At 61.1% G+C, this 6,674-nt stretch carries 6 protein-coding genes; all 6 read left to right on the top strand.

Translation table 11 applies throughout. The features are described from left to right. A partial coding sequence (locus ACI38B_RS05905) for a HisA/HisF-related TIM barrel protein (RefSeq protein WP_439729941.1) occupies positions 1–198 on the top strand: 198 nt, incomplete at its 5' end. A gap of 193 nt (positions 199–391) precedes the next feature. Next, on the top strand, positions 392–814 hold the full coding sequence (gene hisI, locus ACI38B_RS05900) for a phosphoribosyl-AMP cyclohydrolase (protein WP_439729940.1): 423 nt from the start codon (positions 392–394) through the stop codon (positions 812–814). Then, complete coding sequence (locus ACI38B_RS05895; protein WP_439729939.1) at positions 811–2,397, top strand: chorismate-binding protein; 1,587 nt, start codon at positions 811–813, stop codon at positions 2,395–2,397. The genes hisI and ACI38B_RS05895 overlap by 4 nt, the downstream gene beginning before the upstream one ends. A 102-nt stretch (positions 2,398–2,499) precedes the next feature. Further along, on the top strand, positions 2,500–4,593 hold the full coding sequence (trpB, locus tag ACI38B_RS05890; protein WP_439729938.1) for a tryptophan synthase subunit beta: 2,094 nt from the start codon (positions 2,500–2,502) through the stop codon (positions 4,591–4,593). A 3-nt stretch (positions 4,594–4,596) separates the two neighbouring features. Next, complete coding sequence (gene trpA / locus ACI38B_RS05885; RefSeq protein WP_439729937.1) at positions 4,597–5,469, top strand: tryptophan synthase subunit alpha; 873 nt, start codon at positions 4,597–4,599, stop codon at positions 5,467–5,469. Positions 5,470–5,748: 279 nt separating this feature from the next. Further along, positions 5,749–6,648, top strand: coding sequence for a prolipoprotein diacylglyceryl transferase (gene lgt / locus ACI38B_RS05880; RefSeq protein ID WP_439729936.1), 900 nt, complete (start codon positions 5,749–5,751; stop codon positions 6,646–6,648). The last annotated feature ends 26 nt before the right edge of the window (positions 6,649–6,674 follow it).

Below are 6,674 nucleotides of genomic sequence, written 5' to 3'. Positions count from 1 at the left end.
GAGATGATTCGTGCGATGCGTTCGCAGGTCACCATACCGATCATCGCCAGCGGCAGGGCCGGCAAGGTAGAGGATTTCCCTCCAGCCATCGCGGCCGGAGCCGATGCGGTCCTCGCGGCGTCGGTCTTCCATTACGGGAAGATGACGATCGGCGAAGTCAAAGCCGAGCTGCGCAAGGCCGGCTACACGGTACGCTGACCCAACAGCATTCCGAGGACACGCTGAGACATCCGGATATGGCCGCAGCGCAATCATGCCAGTCCGTCGTTCCGACGTTTCTTTCTCGTTTTCTTCAGTACCCGCTTTCCGCGTCGGTGGACGGGCAACCTCACGCCGATGCTTGGCGACAATGACATCCCAACAACAAGCCAACAGACAGGGAGCGAAACCCATGGCATCGAATGGCAATGATCCACAGCCGCAATACGACAACAGCACCGTGCTCGACCCAAGGATCGCCGCAAGACTCAAACGTGACGACAAAGGACTTGTCGCCGCAGTCATCCAGCAATACGACACGCGCGAAGTGCTCATGGTCGGATACATGAACGACGAAGCCCTCCGACGCACGCTTACCACCGGGCGTGTGACCTTCTGGTCACGTTCACGGCAGGAATATTGGCGAAAAGGGGACACATCCGGGCATGTCCAGTATGTCAAGGCGCTGAATCTCGACTGCGACGGCGACGCCATCCTCGTCGAGGTCGATCAGGTCGGAGCGGCATGCCACACCGGCAAGAGGTCATGCTTCGAACAGGGCGGCCCGCTGCAGGTTGTCGTTGGATATCGCACGAAGGAGCAGGAACAGCAATGAGCACGTGCAGCGTAACCAACCTGAGATGGGGCGAAACCTGGCCGGACCGCCGCCAATTCCATGAGCTAGCCGACCAAGGATACCGTGTCATTCCTATCGTGCGCAGACTGCTCGCCGATTCACTGACACCCGTGGGATTCTACGAGCGGCTCGCCGGCGGAGCAAGTGGCACGTTTATCCTGGAATCCGCGGAATACGGCGGATCATGGAGCCGGTACAGCTTCATCGGCGTGCATTCCATGGCACAATTGCGTTCCGACCACGGTCAAGCCAGCTGGCTGGGCACCGTGCCCAAAGGCATCCCCACAAGCGGTGATGTCGCCGAAGTCGCGCATGCCACCCTGCGGACGCTCAAGGCGCCCAACGTTGAAGGGCTGCCGAACCTGACCAGTGGATTGGTCGGCACGGTCGGCTGGGATGCCATCAGGCATTGGGAACCCACACTCAGCGCGAACGCGCCCGATGAGACCGGCCAGCCGGAAACGGTGCTGGCACTGGCCACCGATATCGCCGTCGTCGACCATGTGAACGGGTCGGTGTGGCTGATTGCGAACGCCGTCAACATGGATGATTCGCCGGCCCGTGCCGACCTCGCCTACGATCGAGCCGTCGAGCGTCTGGACACTATGGAACGCAAGGCCGCAACCCCGGCCGAGGGCGAATCCCGGGTAAATGTCCTCGACCCGAGTGTCCCCAAGCCGAAACTTCGGTTCCGTACGCCCAAGGACCAGTACGAGCGCGCGGTCGAACGCGCCAAGCAGCATATCATCGACGGGGACGTGTTCCAGGTCGTCATCTCTCAGCGTCTCGACATTGATTCCCCAGCCGATCCGATCGATGTCTACCGGGTGTTGCGCACGCTCAATCCGAGTCCGTACATGTACTTCTTCTCGTTGACGGACGCACAGGGCCGTGATTTCAATGTCGTCGGTTCGAGCCCGGAAACCTTGATCAAGGTGGACGACGGCCATGCGATGACCTTCCCGATCGCCGGGTCACGTCCCCGCGGCGCCACCCCGGAAGAAGACGCCCGTCTGGAGCAGGAACTGCTCGCCGATCCGAAGGAACGAAGCGAGCACATCATGCTCGTCGACCTGTCCCGCAACGATCTGAGCCACGTATGCGTCCCCGACAGCGTGGAAGTCGTCTCCCTGATGGACATCAAACGGTTCAGCCACATCATGCACATCTGTTCGACGGTGACCGGCACGGTCAGCCCGGACAAGACCGTATTCGACGTCTTTACCTCGGCGTTCCCGGCGGGCACGCTTTCGGGGGCTCCCAAACCCAAGGCGATTGACATCATCGACCAGCTCGAACCCGCAGACCGCGGTATTTACGGTGGAACCGCCGGATACTTCGATTTCAGCGGCAACATGGATATGGCCATCACCATCCGCACCGCCTTCATCCGCGACCATCAGGCCTCGGTGCAAGCGGGCGCCGGCATCGTACTCGACTCCGTGCCAGCCAACGAATGGCAGGAGACACGCAACAAAGCCGAAGCGAGCGTTGAAGCGATCCAGATTGCCGCACAATTGCGTTCGCTGCAACCCGAGGATCCACGCCATGCACGAGGATGAGCGGCGATGTGTCCCCACGCACGCCGATTCGCCGGCATGTGGGAATCCCCATGAAATGACACATCCGAATCGTTAATCTTGGGAACAACTTCTGGAGGAACCATGTCAGTACTTGACGATCTTGTGGCAGGAGCCACGCAAGACATGCATGAGCGGGCGCAACGCACGCCGCTCGACGAGCTCAAACGGCTCGCGGAAGCAAGGACGCCGGCGCTCGACGCCACGCAATGGCTCAAACGCGCCGATGCCATCCCGGTCATTGCGGAAATCAAACGCGCCTCGCCGTCCAAAGGGCATTTGGCCGATATTCCCGATCCGGCTGCGCTGGCACGCGAATATGAGGCCGGGGGAGCCGGTGCCATCTCCGTGTTGACGGAAGGACGTCGATTCCTCGGGAGCCTTGACGATCTGGACCAAGTGCGCCAAGCCGTGCATATCCCCGTGTTGCGCAAGGATTTCATCACCGATAAATACCAAATCTGGGAGGCCAGGGCGCATGGGGCCGATCTGGTGCTCCTCATCGTCGCGGCGCTTGACGATGACCGCCTCGCCCAGCTGCTTAAGCTCACCCATGATTTGGGCATGACCGCACTGGTCGAAACCCACACGCGTGAGGAAATTGAGCGTGCACGTCATGCGGGGGCGAAGGTCATCGGCATCAACGCCCGCAATCTCAAGAATCTTCAGGTGGATGTCAGCAAGTATCAGGAACTTGCCAGCGATTTGCCTGATGATGTCATCAAAGTCGCGGAATCCGGCGTGTTCGGCAGTGTCGAGCTCGAGGATTACGCGCGGTCCGGCGCCGATGCGGTGCTGGTCGGTGAAGGTGTCGCAACCGCCGACGACCATACCGCGGCGGTGCGCAGGCTGATACAGACAGGAGAACGCGTGAAAGCCTCAGAATCCACACCATTGTCACAACATCAGGGTCCGTACTTCGGCAAGTACGGCGGCCGATTCGTTCCGGAGGCGCTGATCGGGGCGTTGGACGAGCTCGAGCGCGTCTACAACGAAGCCAAGGCCGACCCGTCCTTCCAGGCCGAGCTCAAGCGGCTCAACGAGCAGTATGTCGGCCGTCCTTCGAAACTCACCGAGGCGCCGCGTTTCGCCGAACGGCTCAACAAGAAGACCGGGCTCAACGCCCGTGTCTTCCTCAAGCGTGAGGATCTCAACCACACCGGAGCCCACAAAATCAACAACGCGTTGGGTCAGGCATTGCTGGTCAAGCGCATGGGCAAGACTCGCGTCATTGCGGAGACCGGTGCCGGCCAGCACGGTGTCGCGACGGCGACGGTGTGCGCCCTGCTCGGCCTCAAGTGCTGCATCTACATGGGTCAAATCGATGCCCGCCGTCAAGCGTTGAACGTGGCGCGTATGCGGCTGCTCGGCGCCGAAGTCGTCGAAGTGACCCAGGGATCTCGTATTCTCAAGGACGCCATCAACGAGGCGCTCCGTGACTGGGTCACCAACGTGGAGACCACGCATTACCTGCTCGGCACGGTCTGCGGGCCGCACCCGTTCCCGACCATCGTGCGTGACTTCCAGAAGATCATCGGTGAGGAAGCAAAGGAACAGCTCAAGGACATCTACGGCATCGATCATCCGGATGCGATTTGCGCTTGCGTCGGCGGCGGTTCGAACGCCATCGGCATCATGAACGCCTTCCTCGATGACCCCCGTGTCAACCTGTACGGGTTCGAAGCCGGCGGCCACGGCATCGATTCGGGCGAGCACGCAGTACGTCTGACCCCGGGAGCGGCGGAGCTGGGCCTGTTCCAAGGCGCCGAATCCTATCTGCTGGAGGATGCCGAAGGACAGACGAAAAACACGTATTCGATTTCCGCCGGCCTTGATTACGCCTCCGTCGGCCCCGAGCACGCGTGGCTCAAGGACATCGGCCGCGTGCAGTACTCGTATGCCACCGATGATGAAGCGATGAGCGCGTTCAAGGACCTGTGCGAGACCGAAGGCATCATCCCCGCCATCGAAAGCTCCCACGCCGTCGCAGGCGCCTATAAGGCGGCCGCCGACCTCAAGGCGAAGGGGTACACCGATCCGGTGATTGTGGTCAACATCTCGGGACGCGGAGACAAGGACGTGGCCACCGCCGGAAAATGGTTTGGCTATCTGACCGATGAACAAAGCAAGGCGCTGGAAGCCAACGGCACACACGGCACGAGCGTAGATGGAGAGTGAACGATGACTAACCCCGCAACAACCCCTTCAGGACAGCCTCTCGGTATCAGCCATAAACCGAGCAAGACCCGCGCGATGTTCGATGACTTCAAGCAGCGCGACGAGCCCGCGTTCATCGGGTACCTGCCGTATGGTTTCCCGGATCCCGAATACTCGCTCAAGGCCTTCGACACGATGGTCCGCCATGGCGTCAACGCCGTGGAAATCGGCCTGCCGTATTCCGACCCGGTCATGGATGGCCCGGTCATCCAAGCGGCGTCGAAAATCGCAATCGACAACGGCGAGCGCATCGCCGACGTGTTCAAAGCGGTTGAAACCGTGGCGAACGCCGGCGGTGTGCCGCTGGTTATGAGCTATTGGAATCTCATCTTCCATTACGGTGTGGAACGTTTCGCGACCGATTTCGAGAATGCCGGCGGCGCCGGTATCATCACGCCTGATCTGATTCCCGACGAAGCCGGTGAATGGATTGAGGCGTCTGACCGCCACGGTCTCGATCGCATCTTCTTGGTGTCTCCGGACACTTCTGATGAGCGTCTGCGCATCGTCGCAGCGAACGCACGCGGTTTCGTGTATGCCGCATCCCGTATGGGCGTCACCGGCGAGCGCGCGACCCTTTCCTCCTCCCCGGAGCATCTCGTCGCCCGGACCAGGGATGCCGGTGCGCAGAATGTATGCGTCGGCATCGGCGTGTCCACCCCCGAGCAGGGCGCACAGGTCGGATCGTATGCGGATGGCGTGATTGTCGGTTCCGCGTTGGTGCACACCTTGCTCGATGATTCCAAACGCACCCCGAAGCCGCTCGACGAAGGCCTGTCCGCATTGGCCGCCAAGACCGAGGAGCTCGCTGAGGGCATCCACAACGCTCGGCATTGACACCATGCGCTGAGACGCTCGGCCAGTCGGCCCGCCCTCACGACCCCCGCGCCAATGAGAGGACCCCGCCAAGGTGACGCTTGGCGGGGTCCTGTCGTATTCGTTCTGCATCCTCGCGTGGTCACAGCCGACCTAGGCCGCTGTACTGCTGTATTACATTACTGCAATACAGCAGTACAGCGGGTACAAAGATGGCTCCGAAGTAACCGCCCGCCCAAGACGCGCGCCAATCCGCTGCATCGGCGTATTATCGCCATCGTCTACTACCATCAAGGAATCATGACACTGGCTTATATCCCGTCCCCGTCGATTTCGCAGTTCACCATCGGCCCGGTGACCATCCATTTCTACGCGCTGTGCATCCTAGCCGGCATCATCTGCGCGGTTTGGATTACCACGAACCGGTGGCGGCACGCAGGCGGTACCTTCGACCAGATTCTTGACATCACGTTGTGCGCCGTTCCGGCAGGCATCATCGGCGCGCGGGTGTACCACATCATCACCACACCGGAACGCTTCTTCGGGCCCAACGGCGATTGGGTCGAGATGTTCCGCATCTGGAACGGCGGACTGGGCATCTGGGGCGGCGTCGTCTTCGGTGCCTTGGCCGCATGGGCATGGTGCCGGCACAAGCATTACCCGATGGCCTTGCTCGCCGACTGCGTGGCACCTGGGCTCTTGGTTGCCCAAGCGATCGGGCGTCTGGGCAACTGGTTCAACCAGGAACTGTACGGAGCGCCCACCACGCTGCCCTGGGGCTTGAAACTCAACACTGCAGGAACCGCAATCGGCAGCATGGAGCAATGCTACGACGGCTCGACCTGCCCGACAGGCACCCTGTTCCACCCGACCTTCCTGTACGAGATGATTTGGAATCTTATCGGCGCCGCACTGCTCGTGTGGATCGGGCACAAGGCGTACCGCACCCTCAAATGCGGATCCTTGTTCGCGCTGTATGTCATGTGGTACACCGCCGGACGCACATGGATCGAATGCCTGCGCATCGATTTCGCCCACGAGTTCCTCGGCGTGAGAATCAACGTATGGGTGTCGATGGTGGTGTTCGTCCTCGGCGCCATCGCCTTCGTCATCCTGCAACGGCGTGGAAAAGACAGTTCGTTGCTTGCGGAACGACTGCGCACCCAGACCGAACTGGAAGCAAGCGCAATCGAGGCATGACCTGCCCGGCGGCGGCCGTGTCCATC

It is taken from the genome of Bifidobacterium sp. (assembly GCF_051876855.1).
GTDB lineage: Bacteria > Actinomycetota > Actinomycetes > Actinomycetales > Bifidobacteriaceae > Bifidobacterium.
Note: the sequence above shows the minus strand (reverse complement) of the source record. Positions and strands in the feature narration are given on the sequence as shown.